This window comes from Gloeobacter violaceus PCC 7421 (assembly GCF_000011385.1).
Classification (GTDB): Bacteria; Cyanobacteriota; Cyanobacteriia; order Gloeobacterales; family Gloeobacteraceae; genus Gloeobacter; species Gloeobacter violaceus.
Map to the genome: position 1 here is coordinate 1275544 of NC_005125.1, position 25929 is coordinate 1301472.

A 25929-nucleotide genomic window follows, 5' to 3' on the forward strand; every position below is an offset into this window, starting at 1 on the left:
GCGGGGGGCAGTTGGCGGTGCTGCAGAGAGGACAACAGCCGACACCCACGACCATGATCCCGGTGTGAAATCCGACCGGCCCAAATCTTTGCGGATTTTTTTAGCTTTGTCAGCAGAGGTCCGTACCCGCCCGGGTGGCGGGTGCTGCCCGAGACACTCCCTGGGCGCTGAACTTGGTTAGACTCGTGCGCGCAGTCTTCGCGAAATCCCAGTTTTTATGGCGTTTGATCGGACTTCATTGATGCGATTGTTCGCCGCCGCCACAGGCCGCAGGCGGTTTCTGGCCGCTGTGGGTGCCTTCGGGGGGGCGGCCCTGGTGCAGCGGGTCCATGCTGCTGAGGCCGGAATTTTCAGCCTCGGGGTAGCCTCCGGCGATCCACTCGCCGACGGTGTTGTGCTCTGGACGCGCCTGGTACCGAAACCGCTGGGTGGAGGCGGCATGGGCACGCGGCCGGTACCGGTGCAGTGGCAGGTGGCCAGGGATGCGAATATGCGCCAGGTGCTCCAGCGCGGCACGGTGTTGGCCCTGCCGGAGATGGCCCACTCGGTGCACGTCGAAGTGCACGGCCTGGAGCCTGCCCGCTCTTACTGGTACCAATTCAAAGCCGGTTCCGAGGTGAGCCCTGTGGGCCGTACCCGCACCGCACCCGCTCCGGGCGCGCGGGTGGAGCGCCTGCGCTTTGCCTTCGCTTCCTGCCAGCACTACGAACACGCCTACTACAGTGCTTACCGGGACATGGCCGCGGTGGAGGATCTCGATTTTGTCGTCCACCTGGGCGATTACATCTACGAGCGGGGACCGACGGCTAACCAACCGCGCAAGCACGACGGGCCGGAGATTACCACCCTGGAGCAGTACCGCAACCGCTACGCGCTCTACAAGCTCGATCCGTCTTTGCAAGCGGCCCACGCCGCCGCCCCCTGGATCGTCACCTGGGACGATCACGAGGTGGACAACAACTACGCAACCCTCATCCCCGAGGACGACCAGACCCCGCAGGCCTTCGCCGCCCGCCGCGCCGCCGCGTACCAGGCTTACTACGAGCACATGCCCCTGCGCCTTGTCTCGTTGCCCAAGGGCCCCGATTTGCAACTCTTTCGCCGCTTCACCATGGGCGATCTGGCCGAATTGCACGTGCTCGACACCCGCCAGTACCGAAGCGACCAGCCCTGCGGCGATCGGCTGAAGCCCCGCTGCCCGGAAGCGCTTGCCGAGGCCGCTTCGATGCTGGGGGACCGGCAGGAGCGCTGGCTGCTGGCGGGGCTGAACCTCTCGCGGGCGCGCTGGAATGTGATGGCCCAGCAGACGGTGATGGCCCAGTTCGACGTCGATCCGCGCCCGGAATCGGCACTATTCAACCTCGATCAGTGGGACGGCTACGTGGCGGCCCGCGAGCGGCTGCTGCGCTACCTTGCCGCCCGCCGCCCCGCCAACCCGGTCGTGATCACCGGCGACATCCATTCCAACTGGGTCTTCGATCTCAAGTCCGATTTCGCCAATCCCGACTCAGCCACCGTCGCCACCGAATTTGCCGGAACCTCGATCAGTTCCAACTTCTCAAAGGAATTCACTGCCCAACTCACGGCGGCGATGCCTTCCAACCCCCATACCAAATTCTTCAACGGCGACCAGCGGGGTTACACCCTGTGCACGATCACCCCCAAACAATGGCAAACCGACCTGCGCGTGGTCACCAACCCGATCGACCCCGAGAGCACCGTGAGTACCCTTGCCTCCTTTGTGGTTGAGGACGGCCGACCAGGGGCTCAGAAGATTTAGCAAGTTCGATGGCTACGGTGCATCCGGTCGCACCAATTTCGTGATGGTAGTCATTGGCAGAAACAAGCGTTGAGTGGAATCGAGAAATGGTACGAATCCATATTTGCAATAGAAGCCTGTCGCTTGCTCGTCGAAGGCGTCAATGACAACTGCAGCGGCGGGAATTTCACTTCTGAAGCTTCTGCTTAGGGCATCGAGCAACAATAGTTTTCCAAGACCCATTGCAGAGCATCGCTGATCGCGGGCAAGCCTTCCGAGCAGTACAGCAGGCACCACGGGATACCGCGGCAACCGCTTTTGAATTTCGGGAGGAAAACTTGTTAACACCACCCCTGTCATGGCCAAAGTATAGTAGCCGATGACCGTGGTCGAGCGCTTCTGGGTCAAAACAAAAGTCGCAGCCGCATACCGACGCAAATCTTGCGTTGCTTGCTGCTTTAAGTAGCGGTCCAATGATTCGTTGCCGCTCGCAAAAAGTGAACGTTCATGAAACTGCTGCAAAGGCTGGATTGTGAAACTTGCAGCCTCCTCAAGAGACACTGTTTACCGACCGCTGATATTCCTTCGCAGCCTGGCGCAGCTCGTCATTGGGCTCTGGTGGATTTAAGATCGCCTCGACAAAAATCTGTTGATCTTGCTGGGAGAGATACAACAATCCATGCTCCTGGATGGTCCGGCTCGCGGCTTCGAGCGCACTGGCAACCACAAAGTCGCTCACAGTGCGTCCTTCCAGTTGGGCTGCCTGGGCGATCAAGGCTTTGCCGTCGCCGCTTACCCGCACTTCCAAGCGCTCGGATTTCTTGCCCTCGGGACTTGCCATACCGTTTGCCGCCTTTTGTGCTCAATAGCAGTTTCGTCCTCACTATAACATTTGTACGGAATTTTTCCGTACGCTGATAGCGGTTTCGTCACCTACTCGTACCGCAAAGCCACCATCGGATCGACACGGGTGGCACGGCGGGCGGGCAGGAAGCAGGCCAAAAACGCCACTCCCAAAAGCATTGCCGCTACACCGATGAAGGTAGGCGGATCGATGGCACTGACGCCGAACAGCAGGCTCGAAAGGAGTTGCCCGAGTGCCGCGGCAGCGACCAGACCGATCGCTACCCCTGCTATGGCCGGCGCCATTCCCTGGCCGACGACGAGCCGGATGATGCTGCCCCGCTCGGCGCCTAGAGCGAGGCGGATGCCGATCTCGTGGGTGCGCTGGGTGACCGAGTAGGCCATCACGCCGTAGATGCCCACCCCGGAAAGCGCCAGGGCGACAACCGCGAACAGGATCAACAGCAACGCATTGAAGCGTTCCTGTTCGATCGACTCGGCGATCACCGCTTCCATGGTGCGGACTTTGCCTAGAGCCTGGTCGGGATCGATCGCCATCACCTGCTCGCGCAAAGCGTTACTGAGAGCAGCCGGGTCGCCGGTCTCGGTGCGGACGACCAGATTGAACAGAGGCCAGGTGAACTGGGAGTACGGAAAGTATATCTCTGGGCGCACCGGCTTGTTGAGTGCCAGCGTGCGCGCGTCCTTGACGATGCCCATAATCTCAATCCAGCTGTCGGGAGCCGGCCTGGGGGTGTCAATGCTGATGCGCCTGCCCACCGGGTCTTTGCCGGGCCAGAATCGCCGGGCCATCGTCTCGTTGATCAAGGCCACCTTGCGGGATGTGGCGCGGTCGCGCTCTTCGAAGGTACGGCCCCGCACCAGGGGAATGCCCATCGTCTGCAAATAATCGGGGCCGACAATCAACTGGCCTGCATTCGGCTCCTGGCCGGGTCCGGCGGGAGGGCGGCCTTCGATGATGAAACTGCCGTCGGAACTGTTGCCGCTCAGGGGCAGCGTGGTAACGCCGCTGGCCGAACTTACCCCCGGTAGGTTGCGGATGCGTGCCAGCAGGCGATCGAAAAAGTCCACCATCTGCCGCTCTTCGCGGTACTTGGCCACCGGCAGGAAGATATTGGCCGTGAGCACGTTTTTGGGGTTCAAGCCTGGATCGACGCTTTGCAATCTCCACAAACTCTGTCCCAGCAAACCGGCTCCCACCAGCAGCATCAGGGCAAGCGACACCTCCCCCACCACCAGCAAGTTGCGCAGGCGATGGCGCGACCGGCCACCCGTGGCTGTGCGTCCACCGTCCTTGAGCGCCTCGTTGCAATCGACGCGGGTGGCCTGCAAAGCCGGCGCCAATCCGAACACAAAGGCCGTGGCAAACGCCACCACAACCGTGAAAGCGAGCACCGGTCCGTCTACGGCAATCTCCTGCGCCCGGGGCAGATCCGCCGGGCTAAAAGCCACCAGCAGCCGAACCCCAAAGTACGCGAGCACCAGACCGCATGCCCCCCCAAACAGCGATAGCAGGGCGCTTTCGGTCAACAGTTGCCGGACGAGCCGCGCGCGGCTCGCCCCGAGCGCCACGCGCAGGGCAAATTCCTTCTGGCGGGCGACGGCGCGCGCGAGCAGCAAGTTAGCCACGTTCGCGCAGGCGATCAGCAACACAGCCGCCACCGCACCGGTGAGCACCAGCAGCGCAGGACGTATGTCCCCCACTAGTTCTTCGTACAGGGGCACAAGCGCCACCCCCCGGCCGGTGTTGCTGTCCGGGTACTGCCGGGCGAGGGCGCGGGCGACAATGTTCATCTGCTCGGAAGCCTGCGCCAGATTCACCCCCGGCTTGAGGCGGGCGACGGCCCGGTAGGAGTGTTGGCCCCGCTGCTGAAAGTATTCGGTATCGAAAGCGAAGGGTACAAAGATGTCCCGGTCGTCCCGGGGAAATTGGAATCCAGGAGGCATCACCCCCACGATCGTGTAGGGCCGCGAGTCGATAGTGACGGTTTTACCCAGTACCGCCGCGCTCGCCTCGAAGCGCCGCTGCCACAGGCCGTGGCTGATCACTGCCACCCGGCTGTCGGCAGATTTTTCTTCCTCCTGCCGAAAACCCCGCCCCAATAGCGGCGCGGTGCCGAAGGTCTCAAAGAAGTTGGTCGAGACGATCGCCCCCAACAGCCGATCCGGATTGTCATTGTTACTGAGGTTAAACGCTCCGTAGCCGTAGAGGGCGATGCGGTCGAATACGTGGTTTTGCTCGCGCCAGTCGAGGTAGTTGGGGGCTGAGACCGAGCCCTCCATCACATCTTGTCGGGGCGCCGTCTCCCAGACCTGCACGAGCCTCTCCGGCTCGGCGTAGGGCAGCGAGCGCAACAGCACCGCACTGACGACGCTGAATATCGCTGTATTGGCGCCGATAGCAAGCGCCAGTGTCAAGACCGCCACCACCGTAAAGCCGGGGCTTCCCGCCAGCATCCGCAAACCATAGCGCACATCCTGTAAAAGCATCTGCATCTGTTCTTTCACGGCGGTCACTCCCAGATCGAATGCGGTCGACATCCACCAACGCACGAGCAACGCCCCCCCGCCCTGCCGGGACAGTTCGCGGTGCTGCTCGCGAAACACCTGGACTATCTCATCGGCATACTCCTGCTGAAATTCGGTCGGATACAGTTTCAGCAGCCCCTCAAAAATCCGCTCCGGCCAGCTTTTCATCCCAAAACCTCCGGGGCGGCCAGAAGCTTTTTTGAGCGCGCGTCGGCCACCAGTTCCACCAGGCGCTCGGCCTCGGCCACCGCCACCCGCCTGCCCAGTTCGCTCAGGCGGTAGTACCGCCGCCGCTCATCGTCAAGGGCCGGATCTGGACGCCACTGGGACTGTTCGACCAACCCCGCGGCGAGCAAGCGCTTGATCGTGCTGTAAAGCGTGCCGAGCCCCAGGTGAGCTTTACCCTCCGAACGCTGCTCGACCTCACGCACGATCCCGTAGCCGTGGCGCTCGCCGTCGGCCAGGGTCAGCAAAATCTGAAACACCGCCGGAGTCAGAGGCAAAAAACGCTTGGGGTCCATAGATCCAGACTCGATGTAATGCAAGTGGATATAATCACTGCGGATACATTAGGGCGAGCCGGATCGGTTGTCAAGGGTATCGGGACGATGTATCGATACGCAGCGACAGTTCGAGCCTGCGCACCAGCAAGTTGACGGCCGTCGCGTACTGGCGGTCGGTGTCGGCCGTGCGCATCGCGGGCACGACCACATCCGGCACCAGGCCGATGCCCTGGATGGGGCAGCCCGCGGGGGTAAGATACTGGCCCACGGTGACACTCAGCCCGGAGCGATCGGACAGGTGTAGTCCTGCTGGATGGCCCCCTTGCCGTAGGTTGGGGTGCCGACCAGGACGGCGCGGCCATTGTCGCGTAGTGCCGATCGACCAGCTGCCAGACCTCTCGTACCAGTACCCGGTGCGGCCCACCACAGCAGCACGAGCAACACCATCGGTGCCTGAAGATCCCAGCGAGCGGTCACATCGACGGTGGTGGTGCGCTCGACAAGGGGAATCCGCCAGCGGGAGACGACCGCGTCGCGCACCCGGCTGTTGAAGGCCGAACGCTCGATAGCCGTCGGACGGGCCATCGCAGCCGGAACCTGGATGACCCCGGCTGCGATGGCCGCCAGAGCAAGGAACGACAGGCGTTCCATCGATTGGCCTCAGTTGGGGAGATTCAGTTTTTGCTGCACGCAGGCGCGCACGGCCTCCGGACCCTGCTGCTGGTTTTGGGCGCGGCACTGCTCGATGGCCGCGCGCCGGGCAGCGCGCTGCTCTTCACTCAAGTTGGACGGGCCTTCGCCGCCGTAGCCCTGGGCGCGACTGCGCGTGTAACCCTGCATCTGCTCGGGGGTGAGCACCCCACCCAAGCGCTGCTGCACGCAGGCGCGCACAGCCGGCGGCTTCTCGTTTTGCTTGCGGCACTCGCCAATTGCCTGGCGCATAGCCGTCTGCTGCTCGGGGGAAAGCTCCGTCCCCCGCCCCGGAGCATCGGGCGACTGCGCCGACACCGGGACGGCGGCGGCAATGAGCAGGCACACACCCAGAACGCCATGAAAACAATGTCTGCTCAGCACGTTGAAATGCTCCTATAACGATTGGGGCCGTTGGCGCAAACCGAGGTCAGTATCTCCGGCTTCTTGGAGGGCCGGTGGTTTTACCCACTGCCGCGGGGAGAGGCGCCGCCGCGACGAACGGCCGCAAACCACTCGGAGAAAACTATACCATTTTTCACATTTTGAAGCATTTAACGCTTTCTTTACTTTGCAGAGGTAGCATCGGTATCAGCTTTGGGTCAAAGGGGGAGTGAACATGAAGCGTGTGGTAACCGCCCTATTGAGCGGCGTAGCGTTTTTCGGCATATTTGCACCGTCTGCACAGGCCCAGTTTGCAGAAGGCTTGTATGTTCAGGCCGGCGGCGGGGCGTCTTTTCCCAACAGAATCGGCACCAGTCTGGGTACGGCCATCAATTTGAACACCGGCTACACCGCCTTTGGCGCGATTGGCTACGGTATCAACAACGGCTTTCGCATCGAAGGGGAATTTGCCTACTCCAGTTTCGATGTCAGCTCGCTGGTCTTTCAGGGAAATACCTCTGCGGGGCGGGGCGACATCGACACTTATTCCGGATTGGTGAATATCTATTACGACCTGCTCTTTCCTGAGATCACCGATATCGTCTCTCCGTATATCGGTGCCGGTGCCGGTGTCTCCAGCATCTCAGCCAACAACATCACCGCCCCGGGTTTTACGACGGTCAACGGCTCCAGCACTGTCTTTGCCTACCAGTTCAAAGCCGGCCTCGGATTTCGCTTGGGTTCCAGTGCGACGATTCTGCTCGGTTATCGCTATTTTGCCACTGCCGCTCCCGGATTTACCGACAACCTCGGCACCAGTCTGACCACCGATAGCCCCAATATCCACAATGTCGAGTTGGGTTTTAGATTCAGCTTCTAAATACCCTCGTCCTGGGCTGTAGGATACAAATTGCGGGGCGCTCGCGGCGATTGCCCCGGACGGTGCGCCGTTAAATGATCTTCTCCAGCCCGTAAACCAGGCTCTTCAGGCCGAGTACCTTGCGGATGGCGAGCAGCACCCCGGGCATGTAGGCGGCGCGGTCGGTGGTGTCGTGGCGCAGGGTGTAGCTCTGGCCAAGCCCGCCGAAGATCACTGCCTGGTGGGCCAGTAGACCGGGCAGGCGCAGCGAATGGATGCGAATGTCGCCGGGGGTCATTCCACCCCTGGCACCGGCGACCAGTTCGCTTTCGCTCACCTCGGGAACATTAAAAGTCTTGCCGGTAGTGGCGATCATCTGGGCGGTGGCCAGGGCCGTGCCGCTCGGAGCGTCGGCTTTGCGGTTGTGGTGCAACTCAATAATCTCGACGTGATCAAAATATTCCGCCGCCCGCAGGCAGGCCTGCTGCAGCAGGATCATGCCGATGGCGAAGTTGGGGGCGACGATGCAGCCGGTGCTCGCCTTGTCGGCAAATTCGGCCAGTTCTTCAATGTGCTCGGGGGGTAGTCCGGTGGTGCCCACCACGGGGCGCACGCCGTAGGCAATGGCCGAGCGCACCCGGTCGTAGATGCCCCGGGGGTGCGTAAAATCGACCATCACGCCGGGGGCGCGCTCCTGGGCGACCATGGCGCAGGTGATCTCGAGGTTGTCGGTGACCAGCACGTCGATAGGCCCGATCCCCGCTAGTTCGCCGGCATCTTCATCGATGTGGCTGCGGTCGACCGCGCCGACGACGGCCATATCGGGGGCGGCGTGCACCGCCTTTACCACCTCCCGGCCCATCTTGCCGGCGCATCCCACCACCACCACCGGTATCGCCATCGTTCAATTGCTCCCTGGATTTCTTGCCCATCCAGTGTAAGAGCCGTCGAACCACAACCGTTGCATCCCTACTGAACAACAGGTTTTTACCGACTGGCTCACCTTTTCGACTATGACTGCTTTGCGTCGCTTGCTCGGTTTATTGGTTGCCGTCTGGCTAGGTTGGGTTGCCCCACCCGCTCCGGGGGTGTCGGCGGCACCGTCCAAGGCGACGATGCCGGTGGAGCGATGGCAGCAGGCCCAGACCCACCTGCGGCGGTCCGACTACGCGCGTCTGGCCGACGAGTGCAGCCGGATGCTCCGGCAGGATGCCGCCTTTGAACCCGCCTACCGGTGGCGGGCACAGGCAAGATTGCGCCTGGGAGATCTAAAAGGGGGCCTGGCCGACGCCGAGCAGGCCATCCGGTTGGTGCCCACCAACGCCGAAGCGTATTTGCTGCGCGGCGAACTGCACGCCACCGCCGGTACCGCCGCGGCGGCCCGGGCTGATTATCTGCAGGCGGTGCAGGCCAGCCCCGACGACGCCGAGGGGCTCAGGGTGCGGGCGATGGCCCAGTACGCTTTGGGCGACGGCGACGGAGCGTTGATGCATCTTGATCGCGCCGTTGTCCTCGACGCGCGCAAGGAGCGCGCCTACCTGCAACGGGGGTTGCTGCGCGCCCAGCGCGGCGATCGCGAGGGGGCGCGCGCCGACTATTTACGGGCGGTGGTCCTGGCCCACGACTATGTGCCCGCCCACCTGCAGCTGGCTGCTCTGGCGCAGCAGCGCGGCGAGTACGCCGCCGCCGTCGAAACCCTGGACCGGGTCATCGAGCTGAACAAAAGCCACCCCCTCGCCCACGCCAACCGGGGCCTGGCGAAGCTCAAGCTCAAAGAGTACCGGGCTGCCGCCGCCGATTTCAGCCGGGCCATTACCCTGAACGCCCCGGCACCGGCGATGCTCCGCCTCAACCGCGCCGTCGCCCTGGCCGAACTGAGGGACCATCCGGCGGCTCTCACGGATCTGGGCGAAGCGATCCGCCTCGATCCGAAGCTCGCCGCCGCCCACGGCAACCGGGGTCTGGTGCGCACCCGCTCGGGCGACTTTAAAGGAGCCATCGCCGATTTTGACCGGCAACTCGCCCTCGATCCGAGCAGTGCCGACGCCTACATCGGTCGGGCGGACGCCCGCACCCGCTCCGGGGATCTCCAGGGGGCGCTGGCTGATTTTGACCGGGCCGTCGATCTGTCGCCTTCATCGTTTGCCCTACGCAGTCGGGCCGAGTTGCACGTGCGGCTCAAAGCTTACAAAGAAGCGATCGCCGACTACGACCGGGTGATCGCCCTGGAGCCGAAGCTTCCCACCGCTTATGTCGGCCGCGGCAACGCCCGCCTCGGCCTACAGGACACCCAGGGGGCGCTTGCCGATTACGACCAGGCCCTCGCCCTGGATTCGGCCTTCGGACGGGCCTATTACAACCGCGGCCTCGCCAACTTCCGGCTGCGCAGTTACCGCAAGGCGGTCAACGACTTTGACCGGGCTCTGGACCACAACTTCGACAGCGCCCCGGTCTTTCTCAATCGCGGTCTTGCCCTCGCGGGCCTGGGCGAGCGCGGTGCGGCGCTCGCCGACTGGCGCAAGGCTGCGACCCTCTTTCGCGAGCGCAACGACCAGGTAGGTTACCGCCGTGCCCGCGAACTCATCGAGCGCGTCAGCCGCAAAAGCGACCTGTTCGCCTGATCCAGTAAGCAACTGAAGAGCTTATCCGGCGTCGCGTCCGGCAATTGCCCTTTTGCCGGGATTGCTGCGGCCGGCATACGATGTGATGGTCTTACGCGCTTTCAAGTGCGACCGGTGAGGCTGGCATGCAGGAGATCCGAAAGCACGAGGCATTGCAGCCACGTCTTTTCAGCGCCTCCGAGTATTACCGGATGGTCGCGGATCATCTGCTGGATCGCACTGAGCACTTTGACCCATTGCGCGGGCAAATTACACAAAGCGCCTCCGGAGATCCGCATTCCTGGACGGTTGGGGAATACTACCGATTGGGAGAGTTAGGAATCTTACATCCCGAAGAGCGGCTGGAGCTGATCGATGGACAAATTCTGCCTGTGAGTCCCCAGGGGCCTTTGCACGCTGAATCGGTAGAGCATTTGGCAAAAGTACTCGCTGCCGCGTTGGCTGGCGAAGCGCTTTTGCGCAATGAAAAACCTGTGGTCCTCGGCCAGTTTGCCGAGCCTGTGCCGGATCTGGCAGTGGTCGAAAACCGCAGCTATCGCCATCGGCATCCCGGCCCGGAAAATATCCTGCTCATCATTGAGGTGGCCGATTCCAGTCTGGAATACGACCTTGGGACCAAGCGCGCAATGTACGCACAGGCAGGGATACAGGAGTACTGGGTAGTCAATCTCAGGCAGCGCCGACTCCATCGCTTTAGCCATCCGGGCGGCAATCGCTATCTGGAAGAGACCATTCTGAATGCATCCGATACCGTGACCTCCGCGGCATTCCTAGGAATGACGTTTGTCGTAGAAGCCCTGCTGCTGCCTCCGGAGTAGCCGCGGCGCATTCGTTGCCAGAAGCTTTGTCCTGGGTGATCTCCAATCTCCTTGCAACGTCTTAGGAACTCCAAACCTGCTATCTTCGACTGCATCCGTGGCGAGAATCTCAAGGAACAGACGATGCAGAGCAGCAAGCCAAGCCGGTGGGCATGGGCGATCGGGTGGGCGGCGGCGGCGACTTTTGCTGTGGGGGTGCCCGCTCCCGCCGCCCCCGAAGCCTACACCCAACTGGTGGACGCCTACTTCAAGGCCACCTTCGAGGTCAATCCCAGCTTTGGCACCTACGCGGGCTTCCACGAGTACGATACCCGGCTGGAAAATTTTTCACAGCCCGCCCGTACCGCCTGGATCGCAAAGCTCAAGGCATTCATGAAATCTTTTGAGGCCATCGACCCGGCAAGCCTCAATCCGGCCGAGCGCAACGACCGCGAAATCGTGCTCGCTTCGATCCGCTCCAATTTGCTCGAACTGGATCGCATCCAGATGTGGAAGCGCAACCCGGATATGTACCCGAGTGCCGTCACCGGCAGCATCTTCAAACTGGTCAAACGCGACTTCGCCCCGCCCGCCGAGCGGCTGCGCTCGGTGATCGCCCGCGAGGAGCAGATTCCTGCCGCCCTCCAGACCGCCCGCACTCTGCTATCCAACCCGCCACGCATCTACACCGAAATCGCTCTGCAGCAACTGCCGGGGAACGTCGAATTTTTCAAGACCACCGTACCGGAGGCTTTTGCCGAGGTCAAAGACCCGGCCCTGCTCGCGCGCTTCAAACGCGCCAACGCCCGCACGATTGCCGCTCTGGGCCGCTACGAACGGTTTCTCAAAACAGATCTGCTCCCCCGCTCAAAAGGCAACTTCGCCATCGGGGCTGAGAGTTATCGCCTGAAGCTGCTTTATGACGAGATGGTCGACATTCCCCTCGACCGGATGCTGGAAATCGGCTATGCCCAACTGCGCAAGGACCAGCAGGAACTGGTCCAGACCGCCAGGCGCATCGATCCGGCCAAATCGGTGCGCGAGGTGCTCGCCCTCGTCGAAGACGATCACCCCACCGCCAAAGAGCTGATCCCCGCCGCCCAAAAACAACTCGACGCGCTGCGCCAGTTTCTGGTAGATAAGCGGATCATCACCGTGCCCGGCGATGTGCAGGCCCAGGTGACCGAGACGCCGCCATTCTTGCGCGCCCTCACGTTCGCATCGATGGACACCCCCGGCCCCTACGAGAGCAAAGCGACCGAGGCTTACTACAACATCACCCTTCCCGATCCGAAATGGCCCGCCAAACGCCAGGAGGACTACCTGCGCGGCTACAACTATCCGCTGCTCAACACCGTTTCGGTGCACGAGGTTTGGCCCGGCCACTATACCCAGTTTTTGTGGGTCAAAAACAACCCGGATCTCTCGAAGGTGCGCAAGCTCATCACAGCCAACTCCAACGCCGAGGGCTGGGCGCACTACACCGAGCAGATGATGCTCGACGAGGGTTATGGCGAGGGCGATCCAAAATTGCGCTTCGGCCAACTCATCGACGCGCTGTTGCGCGACTGCCGCTACATCGTGGGCATCCAGATGCACACCCAGGGCATGACCTACGAGCAGGCGGTCGACTTTTTCGTCAAAGAGGGTTTTCAGCAGCGGGTGAACGCCGAAATCGAAAGCAAGCGCGGCACCGCCGACCCGACCTTTCTTATCTATACCCTCGGCAAGCTGCAAATTCTCAAGCTGCGCGACGATTACCGCCAGAAAATGGGAGACCAATTTACGCTGCTCGAGTTCCACGACCGCTATATCAAAGCCGGCTCGCCGCCCATCAAGATCGTGCGGCGCGAACTGCTCGGCGACGACAGCCCGAGTCTTTGAAATCCACTACGGATAATATGAGGTTGTTGGAGCGGGCGCATCTGCGGGCTCGCGAGCGACTAGACGCTCTGTCTCGCAGCGTTCGAGAGATCAAAACCGACTGGGGACTGCCATGAGCCACGAACCGATCAAACTGCTTGTCGATGACAAGACCCACGAGCGGCATCTGGAGAATCTGCGGCAAGCTACCGAAAGTCTGCGTGCACTCAATGCCGAACTGGCACTGATAGAAGCTGAACTCGACCGCCGCTACGAAGACAGCCCCATTGGCCAATTCCATGCCCGCCGCCGCCGCGGCAATGGCGCCCCACCAGTTCAAGAGTAAGGGAGCACCCACTTTGGTCCACGTACGGGAAGCTGCCCGCTTCGACCGCGACGGGCTCATCCCCGCCGTTGTGCAGGATGTGCTGGATGGCACGGTGCTGATGGTGGCCTGGATGAACCGCGAGGCGCTTGAACGCACGCTCGAAACCGGCGAGAGCTGGTTCTGGAGTCGCTCGCGCCAGGAACTCTGGCACAAAGGCGCCACCTCCGGCCACCGGCAAAAAATCAAAGCCCTGCGCTACGACTGCGACAGCGACGTGCTGCTGCTCACCGTCGAGCAGCAGGGCGACATCGCCTGCCATCTGGGCGAGCGCAGTTGCTTTCACCGCGACGAGGCGGGCGACTACGACCTACCCCCGGCCGACACCCTCTCTCAGGTCTTCCGCGTCGTAGAGGAGCGCAAAGCCCATCCCCATCCCGATTCTTATACCAGCCGCCTGCTCGAAGCCGGATCCAACAAGATCCTTAAGAAAATCGGCGAGGAGGCGACCGAGGTGGTGATGGCCGCCAAAGACGGCGAGCGAGTAGCCGAAGAAGTGGCCGACCTCTGGTACCACACGCTGGTGCTGTTGGCCCACGCCGATGTCGATATCCTCGATGTTTATCGGGCGCTCCAGCAGCGGCGGCGCTGAGCAGAGGCCCCGCTGCAACCCGCTACCGTTGCTCCTGTCTTACCCGCGCTCCACAGCACCGCTAGAGCAAACGCTATCAGGGCGGGTGCGGTGTCAATGGTTGCGGGGCTTCCACACGCGCCGGTCGAAACAGAATTTTTGGGGCGGGTCGGTATGCAGTTGCAATTCGGAATGGGCAGGGTTGAGGAGGTAGTTGTACTCGACAGGAACAATGGCCGAGGGCACCTTCAAAACCGGTGCCCTCAGAGACTCCAGCCATTCTCGGCCGAGCGCCTGCAGGTGTGGGTAGGCACGCACTGCTTGCCAATCCTCCGGCAGCATGGCCGGTTCGATCGTCTGGACGGCCGTTCCCTCGGCCAGAAATGCCCGGATGGCCACGAGCGGAATTTTGTCGCTTTCTATGCGCACAAACACCTCCAGACTGGCTAGGGCCAGGCTTTCGGAGGTGTAGACGCACCGAAAACCCTGCGGCGTCCATCGTCCCGGCGCGTACAGGCCGCCCAGACCCTGGAAGGCTGTTTCCAGGTGTTTGCGCTTGCAAAGCCGCCACAGCTGCACTAACCGAAGATTCCGTACTCGGCGCGGTACAGCATCTGCTCCACCCGCTTGCTCCCTTCGTCCGTACCCAGTAGATCGAGGGGAGCCAGACCTTCCAGGTCCACTTTCGAGCTTGCAAGCCACCGCTCGGCCTCCCCTTCGTCCTCGAACAAATCGACAGCCTGGGTCAGAATACGCCGGAAACGCTTCAACCGATCACCAACCGATGGCTTGAGCATCGGATTTTCCCGCTCATAGCGGTACTGAGTCCGCTCGGAGATACCGAAGATCTCTTTGACCTGTTTTCTACTGAGCGAGAATTGGATGGACAAGACTTTGATGGCCCGGTAGTTGTCAACCGCCACCGCTTGCTGCAAAGATCCTGCGCCCGGCTCTGCGGCATTGCCCGATACCGGACGCGAACGTCCTACGGCGTTGCTCATGGGCGTGTCCTACTTGTGACAACTGGCACCATCATACTGCCAACCAGCACACACGACCGGCAGGTCAGTTCGCAGCGAGGAGCCGCGGTCCTCCTGCAGCCAGATCAAGATGTGTTGTCACACAGTTGTGCGACCGACCAGGCGGGCTACCGACTCCACCAGCTGTTCCATGTCCATGGGCTTGCTCAGGTGTGCCTGAAAACCGGCCGAGCGCGAGCGCGCCGCCAAAACCGAGGGGGTCGAACCGCTCAGCAGTTGAAGGCCGGGGACGCCTGCAGGCGCATAGGTCTGCCCCACCGCCCGCCGGGCTAAGTCTGCACCAGAAATGCTTCCGGATCGCTGCCCCCGTTGGCCCACCGGGCGGCGGTGCGGGCGGTGGTGAATTCCGGCGGCACCCTGAGGACTTGGACGGTCCCGGTGCCGGGACAGCTCGTCTGCAGCAGGTAGACTGGCTCGACGTCGATGTGCTCGACTTTGAGCAGGCTGTACTCTTGCCAGCGGTCGAGCGGCCGGGCCTGCAACTGCCGGCAGATGCGTTCGTAACCGATACCCTCGATCAAGACCCGGCGCAATTCGGCGTCGTTTTCTTCGAGAATCCAGTGGGGCCGCCACTCGGCGGGGGGCACACGGCCGTAGCTTTCGGGCAGCGTCACCCCGTGCCAGGAATAGATTGCAAAACCGTCGGCGAAGCGCAGGGCCGGTGTACCCTCGGCGTGCAGGCGCTCGCGGTCGTCGAGGTGCAACGATACCGGTCGCTCGCTGACCAGACAAACCCGACGGTACGGAAAGAGCCAGCCACAGCTTTGGACCACCGCACAAAACCTTTGCCATTGGCCCCGGTCGTGGGGACAACCGAGCACGGTGTGGCAGTAATCAAAGTAGCAGCACAGGGCCGTCCAACCTTCCGGTGAGATGCTGTTGGCCGAGAGTCCCCACACCCGAGCGTCCAGGGTGGCCACCAACTGGTTTTCGAGGCTGCGCCACACCTGGCCCGCCAGGCGCTTTTTGAGGTTGTCTTCGAGCTGTTTGCGCAACCGCTCGATATAGCGGCTGCGCATCCGGCGGGCCAGCTCGTCGCCCAGCGACCAGCTGAGGCGGTGCCAGAGGGTGCCCGCCTGGGGAACTTCGCTGCCGCTTTGAAAAATCTCGCTCTGGGTGGCCGCGTAGGGGCTCGAGCAAAAGACAACTTCCGGTGCGCCCAGCCCCGCAAGCACGTAGACGGCCCGGACGGCTTCGCAGGCTGCCTGCCGGTCCAGCGGCTCACAACGGAGCGCCATGCGCCGCCACTTTTCGCAGTACACCGAGATCAAGGCTTCCTGGTCGGGAGTGAGACTCTCCAGCCGGATCGGCCGCTCGCCGGTTCCGTTGCCCATGCGGATACCTGAATTGTGGGCACATCGTATCACGCAGGCGGGCGGGGGCCAGTCGGCCGCGAGACGCTATGTCTGTCTTTATCGCTACCACCAGCTCGGTTTTTTCTGGCTGTAGCGCACCCCATCGGGCAAAACCGTCTGGCGAATCTGGGTGTTGAGGCGGCGGCAACCGTCGTAGGCGGCCCCCTGCAAATTGGCATGGCCGAGGTTGGCGCCGTCGAGAATTGCAAAGCGCAAATCGGCCCGGTTGAGGGCGGCGCTGAAGCAGTTGGCGCGGGCGAGGTCGGCTTGCTGGAAATTGGCCAGACCGGCATTGGCGTACTCCAGCTCGGCCCCGGTCAAATTCGCGCCGCTAAGATCCGCGCCCACCAACCGGCTCCAGCGCAGATCCGCTCCGCTCAAATCCGCCCCGGCCAGATTCGCCCGCTCCAGATTGGCCTGGCGCAGGTGCGCGCCGCGCAACCGGGCACCGCCCAGGTCGATATCCCGAAGCCGGGCGCCGCGCAGATCCGCTCCGCTCAAATCCCGGTCACGCCCCCCCGCGTTTTGCAGTTGCCAGACGAGGCGGCTACGGGCTTCGAGCCCCCGCGCCTCCCCAAGCTTCGTCCCCTGCAGGCGGGCGCTCACCAGATAGGCTCCACCCAGATCCGCCCCGGACAGATCCGCCCCGGACAGATCCGCTTCGCGCAGATCCGCTCCGTGCAGATTGACGCCGCGCAGATCCGCCCCGCGCAGATCCGCCCCCCAGAGCCGGGTGTCGGCGAAATCCATGCCTGCGAGGTTGGCCCCGGCCATCTCCCCCGCGAGGATCCGCCAGATCCGCCGCAGCCGCTCATCGAGGCGGGTAGTGGCATCGAGGCGGATCTTGCCCAGGAAAACCCGGTCGAGGCAGGCGCCGCGCAGATCCGCACCGGTGAAATCCGCACTGCCCAGATTGGCGTCGGCCAGATTCGCCTCGCGCAGATCCGCCCCGCGCAGATCGGCACCTGCGAGCAATGCACCTGCGAGGCAGGCGGCGCGCAGGTCTGCGTCTGCGAGCAACGCACCCGCCAGGTTGGCTTTGCGCAGCGAGGCGGCGGCCAGCGAAGCCCCCTGCAGCACCGCGCGGCGCAGGTTGATCCGATCGAGACCGGCCCCGTCCAAATCCACCCCAGCCAGATCCGCAGCGCCCAGGTCCGCCCCGGATAGATCCCGGCCCCGCCCGCCCCGGTTCTGCAACTCCCAAATGCACCGCATCCCGTCATCGAGGCGGGTGTGCGCCGAGAGCCGCGCCCCCCGCACGTTGACACCGCCGGGGACCACCCCGCGCAAGTCCGCTTCGCGCAGGTCCGCCCCCGCGAGGTTCACTTCCACCAGATCCGCCCCCGCCAGATCCGCTCCGCGCAGGTTTGCCCCGGCCAGGACCATTGCACCCAGCGCCGCCCCGCGCAGGCGGGCGCAGGCAAAGTGGCGCTTGCCCTGCTCATAGAGCGTCCGCACCCCGGCCGCCCCACCCAGGTCCCGCATCGGCGGCCCGGCCGTCGCCAGTTCCCCCCGGCCGCTCTCCAGCAACAATTCCCAGGCGCAGTGGCGCACGGGCCACTCGCGGTCCTGCCGCAGGGCGCGCGCTATCAATTCCAGGCCCGCCTCGCCGTGGCGCATCGCCTCGCGCAGAGCCCCGATGCGCTCCTTGGGGTGCGGAGACTGACCCAGGCGCATCCGCACACCCGCGAGGCCGCCCAGAGCGGGGGCGGTGACCGGGGCGGCCGGGACGCTGAGCACCGGATCGGTGTTTGAGGACAAGGGATGGGCTAGAGATCAATGGGCTTTACTCGGGACAAAGCCGCCCAAGCGACACCACCCAGATCCGCTCCTTCCCAGCACGTTCCCTCGGTGGCCGCGCATTCGAGGTCCGCCCCTTCCAGACGGGCGCGCCGCAGATCCGCCCCTTCCAGGCGGGCGCCCCTCAAGAAAGCACCGGCAAGGTCCGCCTCACCGAGATTGGTGCGGCGCAGGTCGGCGCCCTCCAGATGCGCGGCGCGCAGGTTCGCCCGGGACAGGTCCGCGCCGCTCAGGTTGGCTCCGGCAAGCGCAACCTTCATGAGATCCGCCGCTTCCAACCGGCTGCCGGACAGGTTGGCTCCGTGCAGGAAGGCCCCTCGAAGATCCGCTCCCACCAGCCGTGCCCCACGCAAATCCGCCCGTTTGAGGTTGACCGAGCGGCTCAGATCCGCACCGCTCAAATCGGCAAACGGCAGCACCGCAAAGCTCAGATTCATCCGGCAAAGATTCTCTGCGCGCAGGTCGGCACAGGCGAGGTTTTCGCCCCGTTCGTAGCAGCGGATGAGACCCCTGCGTCCGCCGATGTCGCGGCGGGGAAGCGATTGCGACGGATTTCGAAGCCACGGTGCACTCTCCATGCGAGAAGCCAGCAGTTCCCAGGCTTCTTGGCGAACGTGCGGATCCGCGTCCTGTCCAAGAACGACCAGCAGCAATTTGAGGCCCTTCTCGCCCCAGTCCGGCGCCTTGCGAAGCGCCGCCCGGCGCTCCTCGGGGCTTGTCGACTGCAGCAGCCGTAGCCGCAGGCCCGCGAAGCCCCCCAGGGCCGGAGCGTCGGGTGGTGCGGCCTTGCCGCCGAGCACAGGATCGCGATTGGGAACATCCATAGAAGTCATCCTCCTCCCCGGCCGCGGCGGTGCGCTACTGGCTCAGCGCCGAAGACCGCCGGGCGCCCCAGGCGAGCAGGTGGGCGTTGACTTCTTCGGGTGCTTCGTCCTGCGGACAGTGGCCCGCCCGCTCGATGGGCACAAATTTCTCGACGCACGGGTAGTCCGCGAGAGCGCGGCCCAGGGCACAGGGCTCCCAGGGGTCGTCTTTACCCCAGAGGATGAGCACCGGCGAGCGCACCTCGGGCAGCAAGTCCTCGGCGAGCGGCCCGCTCGCGTAGTTGATAAAAGCCAGAAACACCGCCGTTGCCCCTGGATCGGCAGCCGGGCGGGTGAGCATTTCCACCAGTTCGTCGGTAACCGCCTCGCGGCGCACGTAGGCTTGCTGGAGGATCTTGCGCACGCTCTCGGGGCGGCGCAGCCGGTTAAAAAAGAAGCGCCCCACCGCCGGTACCGAGAGCAACCGCTGCAATAGCGGCGTCCCGGCGCGGCGCAGCCAGGGGAGCGTCCGGCGCTTGCGCTCGTGCAGGAGTCGCAGCGAACAGTTGATCAGTACAACGCTGTCGGTCCGCTCGGGAGCACCCACCGCCGCCTGCAGCGCCACGATGGCGCCGATCGAGTTGCCGACCAGGATGGCCGGCCGGCCCACCACTTCGCGCACAAAATCGCCGACCTGCCGACCCCAGGTCTCGAAGGTGTAGGCCAGTTCGGCAGGGCTCGGTTTGGCACTCGCCCCAAAGCCCACCAGATCCAGCGCAAAAACAGGATGCTCCTGCGCCAGGACCGGCAGGTTGCGGCGCCAGTGGCCCAGCGAGGCGCCGAAGCCGTGGATGAGCACCATCGGCGGCCGGTCGCTGTGGGCCTCCCCGGCGCTGCGGTAGGCCACCGGGTAACCGTGCCAGGACCACTGTGTTACGGAAGATTGCATAACCTACCATCTAACACTCTGCGCGGTTGTGCGCAAAGTGCAATGTGCTACAGTATGAGGCGCTACGAACGCGCAGTGGGAGAGCGTGGATGCAGATCGCGGTCATCGGATTGAGTCACCGAACTGCACCAGTCGAAATTCGCGAACGGGTCAGCATTGCCGAGGGGCAGGTTCCCGAATACGTGTCTCGGTTGCGAAGCTGCTCACAAGTTGCCGAATGCGCGATTTTGAGCACCTGTAATCGTCTAGAAATTTATACGGTCCTGCGCGACAGCGAGCACGGTCTGCGCGAGGTGACCCGCTTTCTGGCCGAGAGCAAAGGGGTGCTGCTGCCGACGCTCCAGCGCCACCTGTTCGTGCTGTTGCACCAGGATGCGGTGATGCATCTGATGCGCGTGGCGGCCGGGCTCGATTCGATCGTGCTGGGCGAAGGGCAGATTCTTGCCCAGGTGAAGATGACCCAAAGCCTCGCCCAGCAGGGTAAGGGCGTGGACCGCGTCCTCAACCAGCTGTTCAAGACGGCGATCACCGCCGGCAAGCGGGTGCGCAGCGACACCAACATCGGCACCGGCGCAGTCTCGGTCTCCTCGGCGGCGGTCGAGATGGCCCTGCGCAAAAAAGGTCCCCTGCACAACCAGCGCTGTCTGGTGGTGGGGGCGGGCAAGATGGGCGAACTGTTGGTGCGCCATCTGCTCGCCAAGGGGGCGCGCCAGATCATCGTGCTTAACCGCTCCCTCGAAAAGGCGGCCCAGATGGTCGAGCAGTTCGGGCTGATGCTGCCGGTGGCCACGGTCGACGAGTTGACCAACTACGTGCCCTGCTCCGATTTGATCTTCACCTGCACAGGCGCCACCGAACCGCTGCTGACGCTGGAGAAGATGAGCTCCTTGCGCCGCGACCAGTCGCTGATGATCTTCGACATCGCCGTGCCGCGCAACGTCGCGACCGAGGTGGACGAGTTGCCGAACGTGCAACTATTCAACGTCGATCACCTCAAGCAGGTGGTCGAGGAGAACCGTGCCTACCGGCAGCTGATGGTCACCCAGTGCGAGGAGATTCTGCTGGAGCAGCTCGATGAATTTCTCGACTGGTGGCGCGGCCTGGAGGCGGTGCCCACGATCAACCAGTTGCGCCAAAAAGTCGAAACCATCCGCGAGCAGGAACTCGAAAAAGCCCTCTCGCGCCTGGGAACCGAATTTGCCGAGAAGCACCAGGGCATTATCGACTCGCTCACCCGCGCCATTGTCAACAAAATCCTGCACGACCCGATGGTGCAACTGAGAGCCCAGCGCGACATCGAAGCGCGCCGCCGTGCCCTGCAGACCTTGCAGACGCTCTTCAACCTCGAAGCGCAGAGCAATCCCGAGCCTCCGACACTTTAGTATCTTTCTCTGAATTTGCTTAATGTATCTATGTCTGCACCCGTTCCACCTGTTCTCACCCCTGAGAACACCCTGGGTGTTGACGTTGGGTTGCAGGATTTCCTGGTAGATAGCGATGGCAAGCATGAGCCTATCCCTCAGTATTACCGCAAAGCGCAGCAGCGGCCGGCGAGGGCGTAAAGGCAGCTATCGCGCAAGCGTAACAAAGCCGGCAAACGCAGAGCAAAGGCAGTTCGCAAGGTAGGACGTATGCATTTGCGAGTCGCCAACCGGCGCAAGGATTTCCACCACAAAACCGCTGTCAAGCTTCTCGCAAAGTCCAAGGTCATAGCCCATGAAGACTTGAACATTCAAGGGTTGGCGAGCACCCGTCTTGCCAAGTCAGTATCCGACGCTGGTTGGGGTCAATTCATTACAATCCTGACAAACAAGGCTGCAAGAGCCGGGTGTCTGGTGATTGCAGTGAACCCAAACGGTACTACACAAATGTGTTCCGGCTGCGATACGCAAGTACCCAAGACTCTTGGCGAGAGGTGGCACAGTTGCCCCCGATGTGGTCTGGAGTTGAACAGGGACCAGAACGCAGCGCGGAACATTAAGAGCAGGGCGGTGGGGCATCCCGTCCCTGCTCGGGGAGGCTACCGCAGTACCGTTCCTACGAACCGAGAAGCCTGCGCTCTATGCTAAGCATGAGCGGCGGAAGTATGTCACGATTATCGATGTTTTCCATGCTTTTGAAGCGCCGCACCGTACTTGCCGCCGCCGGTTGCTGGCTTGCCGCCCGTCAGGTCCGGGCCGCCCCGGCGGCGGAGCGCGACGCCCGGGCGCAAACGCTTTTCGAGGCGATTCTGGCCGAGGGTTTCGCAAGCGATCCGGTGGGTGCCACCGCCGTCGGGGAGCACCGCTACGACGATCGCTGGCCGGATGTGAGTCCCCCAGGCCGCGAGCGCGAGCGCGACCGTATCCGCTCTGCCCTGGCCCGACTCGCCGCCTTCGGGCGCAAGGATCTGTCGGTTGATGCCCGCATCGATTTCGACTCGCTAGTGAACAGCCTCGAACTGGCCCGTTTCACCGATCCAATCGAGGCGCCCTGGCTGCACAATCCCCTCTACTACACCGGCAATATCGGCACCGGCCTCGACGAACTGGTCAGCCGCGAATTTGCCCCAGCCGGGGTGCGCGCCGCGAGCGTCGCCGCCCGTCTTGAGAAGCTGCCCGGTTTCGTGGAGGAAGCGATTGCCAATCTGCGCCGGGGTAAGCCCCTCGCTCCCCACTCGCGCGTGGCGGTGGGCCAACTGGCAGGAACGCTCCTGCTGATTCAAAAAGAGCTTCCGGACAAGCTCAAAAATGCTCCCCCGGCTTTGCGCCGCCGCATTGCCGCCGCCACTCCCGCCGCCGTCACCGCCGTCGAGAAACTGCGATCCGTAGTCCAGAACGAACTGCTACCGGGGGCGAGTGAGAACTGGCGCCTGGGCCGCACCAACTTTGAGCGCAAGCTCCGGCTCACCCTGGAGATGGACCTGGGGGCCGACGAAGTCTATGCCCTCGCCCGGCAAGAGCACGAGCGGGTGCGTGCGCGCATGGCGAGTCTGGCGCGCGAGTTGTTCGTGCCGCTGTTCGGTGCGGCGGAACTGAAGCTCTTCGCAGCCGGGCCGGACGCGGACGAGCGGATTATCCGGCGTGTGCTCGCGCAACTGGCTAGTGACCACGTCCGGGCTGAAGATCTGCGCGCCGCCTGCGAGAGCAACCTCGAACGGCTGAGCGCCTTTGTGCGCGAGCGCAAGCTGGTGCCCCTCGACGAGCAGGCGGTACTCAAAGTAATCTGGACGCCACCCCAGCAACGGGGGGTAGCAATCGCCGGTCTGGCCGCCCCTGCTCCCCTCGACGCCGACAAACCGGGATTGCCGAGTTTTTATCTTGTCCAGCCGGTGCCCGAGGACTGGACACCCGAGCGGCGCGAATCCTTCCTGCGCGAGTACAACAACTTTATGCTCGAAATTCTCTCGATCCACGAGGCGATCCCCGGCCATTTCGTCCAGGGCTACTACGCCAAGCGTGTCCCGTCGAAGGTGCGCAAAGTGAACGCCAACGGCCCCTTTGTCGAAGGCTGGGCAGTCTACACCGAGCATGTGATGGTCGAGGCTGGCTACGGCGGGCCGGACCCCGGCAAAGACAAACCCGCGGGGCTCACAGACGCGCTGTGGCGCATCAAACAAGATCCGGTACTCAGGGCAAAGGCCATCGCCCTGCACGGTCAGAAGTTTTATCTGCGCTCCGTCACCAACGCCATCCTCGATCATGCCATCCACGCCGGGACGATGGGCGAGGAGGAAGCCGTGGCGCTGATGGTCGAGCGTTCCTTCCAGCAGGAGGGCGAAGCACGGGCCAAGTGGGTGCGCGCCCAGGTGAGTTCCACACAGCTGAGCACTTACTTCGTGGGAGCCCAGGCCTGGTTCCGCCTTCGAGAACGGGCAGAAGCGCGAGCCAAAGCCAGATACGAGCTCTTCGATCTGGCGGCTTTTCACGCCCAGGCCCTTGCCCACGGCGCTCCTCCCGTCGGCCGCCTGCCCGAATTGATGGGCTGGAATTAGTCGAGAAAGATTTTTTACTGTGACCTGTGAAGGTCGCAACTTTGTTGAGGCTGAAGCTTACAAAAGTGCTGTCGTGCCGGGTCGTTGAGCTAAGCGCCTCGGTACGATATGTGAGGCGGGACGAATGACCAGTACGGTCTTCTATCGTCTTGGTCTAAGCCCCAGTCCTGGAGTGAATAGTGCGACTGTCAGTTCCCACTCTTAACGACGACCCGCAAGACTTTAAGCGTATGTTCAGCTTGCTGCAGCAAATAGAGGGTCATGGTCTGCAGGTCATCTTCGATTTTACAAATTGCAACTTCCTTCGGCAAAACGCAGTGGCCTTCCTCGGAGGCATTGCCAGGATGGTGAACTTGCGGGGCGGCACCGTAGAGTTTGCCTTGGACACTTTAGGCAACGATATTCGGGCCAATCTGGCTCAAAACGGCTTCCTGGAAGCTTTCGGCTACCCAGAACAGCCATGGACAGGGAACTCCATTCCTTACCGGGAAGACCCATGTGGCTCTGTAAACACTGAAGAGGAGGTTGTTAAGTACCTTGGTTCATATTGGCTTGGCAGAGGCTGGCTGCAAATCAATCCTTCTTTGAGAGACGCCATTGTTGGTAAGGTTTGGGAGATCTACGCAAACGCCTTCGAGCATGGGCGTTCGGACATCGGGATATTCAGCTGTGGCCAGTTCTACCCGAACCTTCGAGTCCTCAAGTTAGCGGCTGTAGACTTTGGAGTGGGTATCCCAGCCAATGTTCGGGAATGTCTCAGCAAACCGGAAATGAGGGACTGCGATGCTCTACGGTGGGCTCTCTGTGCAGGCAACTCCACATGTACAGGGATAGCCCGTGGAATGGGACTCGATCTCCTCAAAAGCTTTCTTAAGGCAAATCAGGGCAGGCTTGAAATATACAGCCACAGAGGCTACACTGTGATAGATATGGACACTGAGTTACATCTGGATCGATGTTCGCGCTTCCAGGGCACTCTGGTAAACATCACTCTCAAGTGTGATGAGTCGTTCTTTGACCTGGCTTCGTAGATAGCGAAGAGAATCTGGAGCACATCATGAGACAGGAAGTGTTCACCCTCATTGGGAAGTATGCAATGACTCCTGACGCAGGTCAGGTTGTCTACGAGAAAATATATCCACAATTGCAGGCCGGACGGCAAGTGGAGCTTGATTTTGACAGGGTGGAAATATTTGCCTCCCCATTTTTCAACTATGCAGTCGGTCAGCTCCTCGGGAGTATTAAACCGGAGGCTCTCGATCGCTTGCTAATCGTTCAAAACCTTGGTGCGGCTGGCAAGACAGCTCTTGCAAGAGTGCTGGAAAATGCCCGGCAATACTACAGTGACGAGCACGTGCGCGAGGCTCATGACCGTGTCTTGAGCGAGCAGGCTGCAACTGTCTGATGCCGCCCAGCTACACTGTATGCGCAGATGTCATTGATATCGGAACAGACGCACCTAGAGCAGATGATATTTTCTTGGTAGATACCAACGTTTGGTACTGGCTAGGCTACACTCGCTCCAGTTTGATTAGGAAGCCTCCCCAGCAGTATCAGACTTCTACTTATCCTGCATATGTTCAAGCAGCAAGTACCGCGGGCTCCTTGCTGACATGGTGTGGTTTGTCGTTGGCAGAGCTGGCCCATATCATTGAAAAAACTGAACACGAAATCTGGAATAGTAGGAATGCTCCTATAAAGCCAAAGGAATTCAGGCATAATCGTCCGCAGGAGCGGATCAATCAGGTAGTTCCAGAAGTTGAGACAGCATGGGCAATTGTACAAAATATTGCTGCGCCCATCGATACTCTTGTTGACGACTCAACCACTACGGCAGCCCTCTGCCGCTTCAAATCACAAGCAGTTGACGGCTATGATCTGTTCCTACTGGAAGCAATGACCAAGGCAGGGATCAAAAAAGTACTTACAGATGATGGCGATTTTGCTACCGTGCCAGGCATCCAAGTATTTACTTGCAATGCAAATGTCATAAGTGCGGCAACGGCACAGGGTCGCTTGATTCAGCGCTGATTCAGAATCCGCAAAGTTGTATACAATAGCTAAATCAAGACGAATGTGCCAGCGACCCATAGGCTGGAACTGATCGAGACACCAGATCTGTCAGTGTCAGTGCGTTAGCAACGATTGGTGGACTGAAGAGACAAGGACGACGGGCGAACACCG

General features: G+C 62.2%; 27 protein-coding genes and 1 pseudogene. 13 read left to right on the top strand and 15 right to left on the bottom strand.

The window, feature by feature from the left end; genetic code table 11:
- Positions 1 to 241 precede the first annotated feature (241 nt).
- Entirely contained in the window at positions 242 to 1780 is a 1539-nt protein-coding gene (locus GLL_RS06210; RefSeq protein WP_197530132.1) for an alkaline phosphatase D family protein, read from the top strand.
- Between the two features lie 12 nt (positions 1781 to 1792).
- On the opposite strand, the gene GLL_RS06215 is transcribed toward GLL_RS06210, so the two are convergent.
- From GLL_RS06215 to GLL_RS06245, 7 genes are all read right to left on the bottom strand, one after another.
- A complete protein-coding gene (locus GLL_RS06215) occupies positions 1793 to 2320 on the bottom strand; it encodes a hypothetical protein (protein ID WP_011141199.1) in 528 nt (175 codons plus the stop codon).
- Positions 2310 to 2600: a DUF1778 domain-containing protein gene (locus GLL_RS06220; RefSeq protein ID WP_011141200.1), complete on the bottom strand. Its 291-nt coding sequence runs from the start codon at positions 2598 to 2600 to the stop codon at positions 2310 to 2312. The genes GLL_RS06215 and GLL_RS06220 overlap by 11 nt, the downstream gene beginning before the upstream one ends.
- Positions 2601 to 2692: 92 nt before the next feature.
- A complete protein-coding gene (locus tag GLL_RS06225) occupies positions 2693 to 5320 on the bottom strand; it encodes an ABC transporter permease (RefSeq protein WP_011141201.1) in 2628 nt (875 codons plus the stop codon).
- A complete protein-coding gene (locus GLL_RS06230) occupies positions 5317 to 5673 on the bottom strand; it encodes a PadR family transcriptional regulator (RefSeq protein ID WP_011141202.1) in 357 nt (118 codons plus the stop codon). Before GLL_RS06230 ends, GLL_RS06225 begins: the two co-directional genes overlap by 4 nt.
- A gap of 70 nt (positions 5674 to 5743) precedes the next feature.
- On the bottom strand, positions 5744 to 5923 hold the full coding sequence (locus GLL_RS06235; RefSeq protein ID WP_164928711.1) for a hypothetical protein: 180 nt from the start codon (positions 5921 to 5923) through the stop codon (positions 5744 to 5746).
- An 8-nt stretch (positions 5924 to 5931) separates the two neighbouring features.
- Positions 5932 to 6306: a S41 family peptidase gene (locus GLL_RS06240; RefSeq protein ID WP_011141203.1), complete on the bottom strand. Its 375-nt coding sequence runs from the start codon at positions 6304 to 6306 to the stop codon at positions 5932 to 5934.
- Between the two features lie 9 nt (positions 6307 to 6315).
- Entirely contained in the window at positions 6316 to 6729 is a 414-nt protein-coding gene (locus tag GLL_RS06245; RefSeq protein WP_011141204.1) for a hypothetical protein, read from the bottom strand.
- Positions 6730 to 6964: 235 nt separating this feature from the next.
- Between GLL_RS06245 and GLL_RS06250 the strand changes: the two genes are divergently transcribed.
- Entirely contained in the window at positions 6965 to 7609 is a 645-nt protein-coding gene (locus GLL_RS06250; RefSeq protein WP_164928712.1) for an outer membrane protein, read from the top strand.
- Positions 7610 to 7679: 70 nt separating this feature from the next.
- On the opposite strand, the gene dapB is transcribed toward GLL_RS06250, so the two are convergent.
- Positions 7680 to 8489, bottom strand: a complete 810-nt coding sequence (gene dapB, locus GLL_RS06255; protein ID WP_011141206.1) for a 4-hydroxy-tetrahydrodipicolinate reductase — start codon at positions 8487 to 8489, stop codon at positions 7680 to 7682.
- Positions 8490 to 8601: 112 nt separating this feature from the next.
- Here dapB and GLL_RS06260 point away from each other — a divergent pair, with 112 nt between their 5' ends.
- From GLL_RS06260 to hisIE, 5 genes are all read left to right on the top strand, one after another.
- A complete protein-coding gene (locus GLL_RS06260) occupies positions 8602 to 10209 on the top strand; it encodes a tetratricopeptide repeat protein (RefSeq protein WP_011141207.1) in 1608 nt (535 codons plus the stop codon).
- Between the two features lie 125 nt (positions 10210 to 10334).
- Positions 10335 to 11027, top strand: a complete 693-nt coding sequence (locus tag GLL_RS06265) for a Uma2 family endonuclease (protein ID WP_011141208.1) — start codon at positions 10335 to 10337, stop codon at positions 11025 to 11027.
- A gap of 123 nt (positions 11028 to 11150) precedes the next feature.
- Complete coding sequence (locus tag GLL_RS06270) at positions 11151 to 12890, top strand: DUF885 domain-containing protein (protein WP_011141209.1); 1740 nt, start codon at positions 11151 to 11153, stop codon at positions 12888 to 12890.
- 112 nt (positions 12891 to 13002) lie between these two features.
- A complete protein-coding gene (locus tag GLL_RS06275) occupies positions 13003 to 13215 on the top strand; it encodes a hypothetical protein (protein WP_011141210.1) in 213 nt (70 codons plus the stop codon).
- Positions 13190 to 13846, top strand: coding sequence for a bifunctional phosphoribosyl-AMP cyclohydrolase/phosphoribosyl-ATP diphosphatase HisIE (hisIE, locus tag GLL_RS06280; RefSeq protein ID WP_011141211.1), 657 nt, complete (start codon positions 13190 to 13192; stop codon positions 13844 to 13846). Before GLL_RS06275 ends, hisIE begins: the two co-directional genes overlap by 26 nt.
- A 93-nt stretch (positions 13847 to 13939) precedes the next feature.
- On the opposite strand, the gene GLL_RS06285 is transcribed toward hisIE, so the two are convergent.
- From GLL_RS06285 to GLL_RS06315, 7 genes are all read right to left on the bottom strand, one after another.
- Positions 13940 to 14404, bottom strand: a complete 465-nt coding sequence (locus tag GLL_RS06285) for an RES family NAD+ phosphorylase (protein ID WP_011141212.1) — start codon at positions 14402 to 14404, stop codon at positions 13940 to 13942.
- Positions 14404 to 14826, bottom strand: a complete 423-nt coding sequence (locus tag GLL_RS06290; protein ID WP_011141213.1) for an antitoxin Xre/MbcA/ParS toxin-binding domain-containing protein — start codon at positions 14824 to 14826, stop codon at positions 14404 to 14406. Before GLL_RS06290 ends, GLL_RS06285 begins: the two co-directional genes overlap by 1 nt.
- Before the next feature lie 117 nt (positions 14827 to 14943).
- Entirely contained in the window at positions 14944 to 15123 is a 180-nt protein-coding gene (locus GLL_RS06295) for a hypothetical protein (RefSeq protein ID WP_164928714.1), read from the bottom strand.
- Between the two features lie 11 nt (positions 15124 to 15134).
- Positions 15135 to 16199 carry a DUF6745 domain-containing protein gene (locus tag GLL_RS06300; protein WP_164928715.1) on the bottom strand — a complete coding sequence of 355 codons (1065 nt, stop codon included), beginning with the start codon at positions 16197 to 16199 and terminating at the stop codon, positions 15135 to 15137.
- Between the two features lie 84 nt (positions 16200 to 16283).
- Entirely contained in the window at positions 16284 to 17981 is a 1698-nt protein-coding gene (locus tag GLL_RS06305; protein WP_164928716.1) for a pentapeptide repeat-containing protein, read from the bottom strand.
- Positions 17982 to 17989: 8 nt separating this feature from the next.
- On the bottom strand, positions 17990 to 18844 hold the full coding sequence (locus GLL_RS06310; protein WP_197530133.1) for a pentapeptide repeat-containing protein: 855 nt from the start codon (positions 18842 to 18844) through the stop codon (positions 17990 to 17992).
- Between the two features lie 34 nt (positions 18845 to 18878).
- Complete coding sequence (locus GLL_RS06315; RefSeq protein WP_011141217.1) at positions 18879 to 19772, bottom strand: alpha/beta fold hydrolase; 894 nt, start codon at positions 19770 to 19772, stop codon at positions 18879 to 18881.
- Between the two features lie 89 nt (positions 19773 to 19861).
- Between GLL_RS06315 and GLL_RS06320 the strand changes: the two genes are divergently transcribed.
- From GLL_RS06320 to GLL_RS06345, 6 genes and pseudogenes are all read left to right on the top strand, one after another.
- The gene (locus GLL_RS06320) at positions 19862 to 21154 is read left to right on the top strand and encodes a glutamyl-tRNA reductase (RefSeq protein WP_011141218.1); all 1293 of its coding nucleotides are present in this window, start codon (positions 19862 to 19864) and stop codon (positions 21152 to 21154) included.
- A 192-nt stretch (positions 21155 to 21346) separates the two neighbouring features.
- Positions 21347 to 21841, top strand: a pseudogene (locus GLL_RS23640) (RNA-guided endonuclease InsQ/TnpB family protein); the annotation flags it as partial.
- A 32-nt stretch (positions 21842 to 21873) separates the two neighbouring features.
- Entirely contained in the window at positions 21874 to 23745 is a 1872-nt protein-coding gene (locus tag GLL_RS06330; RefSeq protein ID WP_197530134.1) for a DUF885 domain-containing protein, read from the top strand.
- Positions 23746 to 23975: 230 nt separating this feature from the next.
- Entirely contained in the window at positions 23976 to 24776 is an 801-nt protein-coding gene (locus GLL_RS06335) for an ATP-binding protein (protein ID WP_164928717.1), read from the top strand.
- A gap of 26 nt (positions 24777 to 24802) precedes the next feature.
- A complete protein-coding gene (locus tag GLL_RS06340) occupies positions 24803 to 25150 on the top strand; it encodes an STAS-like domain-containing protein (protein WP_164928718.1) in 348 nt (115 codons plus the stop codon).
- Positions 25150 to 25776 carry a hypothetical protein gene (locus tag GLL_RS06345; RefSeq protein ID WP_164928719.1) on the top strand — a complete coding sequence of 209 codons (627 nt, stop codon included), beginning with the start codon at positions 25150 to 25152 and terminating at the stop codon, positions 25774 to 25776. The genes GLL_RS06340 and GLL_RS06345 overlap by 1 nt, the downstream gene beginning before the upstream one ends.
- Positions 25777 to 25929 lie beyond the last annotated feature (153 nt).

Bases quoted from the DNA above. Each gene is read 5' to 3' on its own strand.
- GLL_RS06210 (WP_197530132.1), top strand. From the start codon at position 242: ATGCGATTGTTCGCCGCCGCCACAGGCCGCAGGCGGTTTCTGGCCGCT.
- GLL_RS06220 (WP_011141200.1), bottom strand. From the start codon at position 2,600: ATGGCAAGTCCCGAGGGCAAGAAATCCGAGCGCTTGGAAGTGCGGGTA.
- GLL_RS06225 (WP_011141201.1), bottom strand. From the start codon at position 5,320: ATGAAAAGCTGGCCGGAGCGGATTTTTGAGGGGCTGCTGAAACTGTAT.
- GLL_RS06230 (WP_011141202.1), bottom strand. From the start codon at position 5,673: ATGGACCCCAAGCGTTTTTTGCCTCTGACTCCGGCGGTGTTTCAGATT.
- GLL_RS06240 (WP_011141203.1), bottom strand. From the start codon at position 6,306: ATGGAACGCCTGTCGTTCCTTGCTCTGGCGGCCATCGCAGCCGGGGTC.
- GLL_RS06250 (WP_164928712.1), top strand. From the start codon at position 6,965: ATGAAGCGTGTGGTAACCGCCCTATTGAGCGGCGTAGCGTTTTTCGGC.
- dapB (WP_011141206.1), bottom strand. From the start codon at position 8,489: ATGGCGATACCGGTGGTGGTGGTGGGATGCGCCGGCAAGATGGGCCGG.
- GLL_RS06260 (WP_011141207.1), top strand. From the start codon at position 8,602: ATGACTGCTTTGCGTCGCTTGCTCGGTTTATTGGTTGCCGTCTGGCTA.
- GLL_RS06265 (WP_011141208.1), top strand. From the start codon at position 10,335: ATGCAGGAGATCCGAAAGCACGAGGCATTGCAGCCACGTCTTTTCAGC.
- GLL_RS06270 (WP_011141209.1), top strand. From the start codon at position 11,151: ATGCAGAGCAGCAAGCCAAGCCGGTGGGCATGGGCGATCGGGTGGGCG.
- GLL_RS06275 (WP_011141210.1), top strand. From the start codon at position 13,003: ATGAGCCACGAACCGATCAAACTGCTTGTCGATGACAAGACCCACGAG.
- hisIE (WP_011141211.1), top strand. From the start codon at position 13,190: ATGGCGCCCCACCAGTTCAAGAGTAAGGGAGCACCCACTTTGGTCCAC.
- GLL_RS06290 (WP_011141213.1), bottom strand. From the start codon at position 14,826: ATGAGCAACGCCGTAGGACGTTCGCGTCCGGTATCGGGCAATGCCGCA.
- GLL_RS06300 (WP_164928715.1), bottom strand. From the start codon at position 16,199: ATGGGCAACGGAACCGGCGAGCGGCCGATCCGGCTGGAGAGTCTCACT.
- GLL_RS06310 (WP_197530133.1), bottom strand. From the start codon at position 18,844: ATGGATGTTCCCAATCGCGATCCTGTGCTCGGCGGCAAGGCCGCACCA.
- GLL_RS06315 (WP_011141217.1), bottom strand. From the start codon at position 19,772: ATGCAATCTTCCGTAACACAGTGGTCCTGGCACGGTTACCCGGTGGCC.
- GLL_RS06320 (WP_011141218.1), top strand. From the start codon at position 19,862: ATGCAGATCGCGGTCATCGGATTGAGTCACCGAACTGCACCAGTCGAA.
- GLL_RS06330 (WP_197530134.1), top strand. From the start codon at position 21,874: ATGTTTTCCATGCTTTTGAAGCGCCGCACCGTACTTGCCGCCGCCGGT.
- GLL_RS06335 (WP_164928717.1), top strand. From the start codon at position 23,976: ATGTTCAGCTTGCTGCAGCAAATAGAGGGTCATGGTCTGCAGGTCATC.
- GLL_RS06340 (WP_164928718.1), top strand. From the start codon at position 24,803: ATGAGACAGGAAGTGTTCACCCTCATTGGGAAGTATGCAATGACTCCT.
- GLL_RS06345 (WP_164928719.1), top strand. From the start codon at position 25,150: ATGCCGCCCAGCTACACTGTATGCGCAGATGTCATTGATATCGGAACA.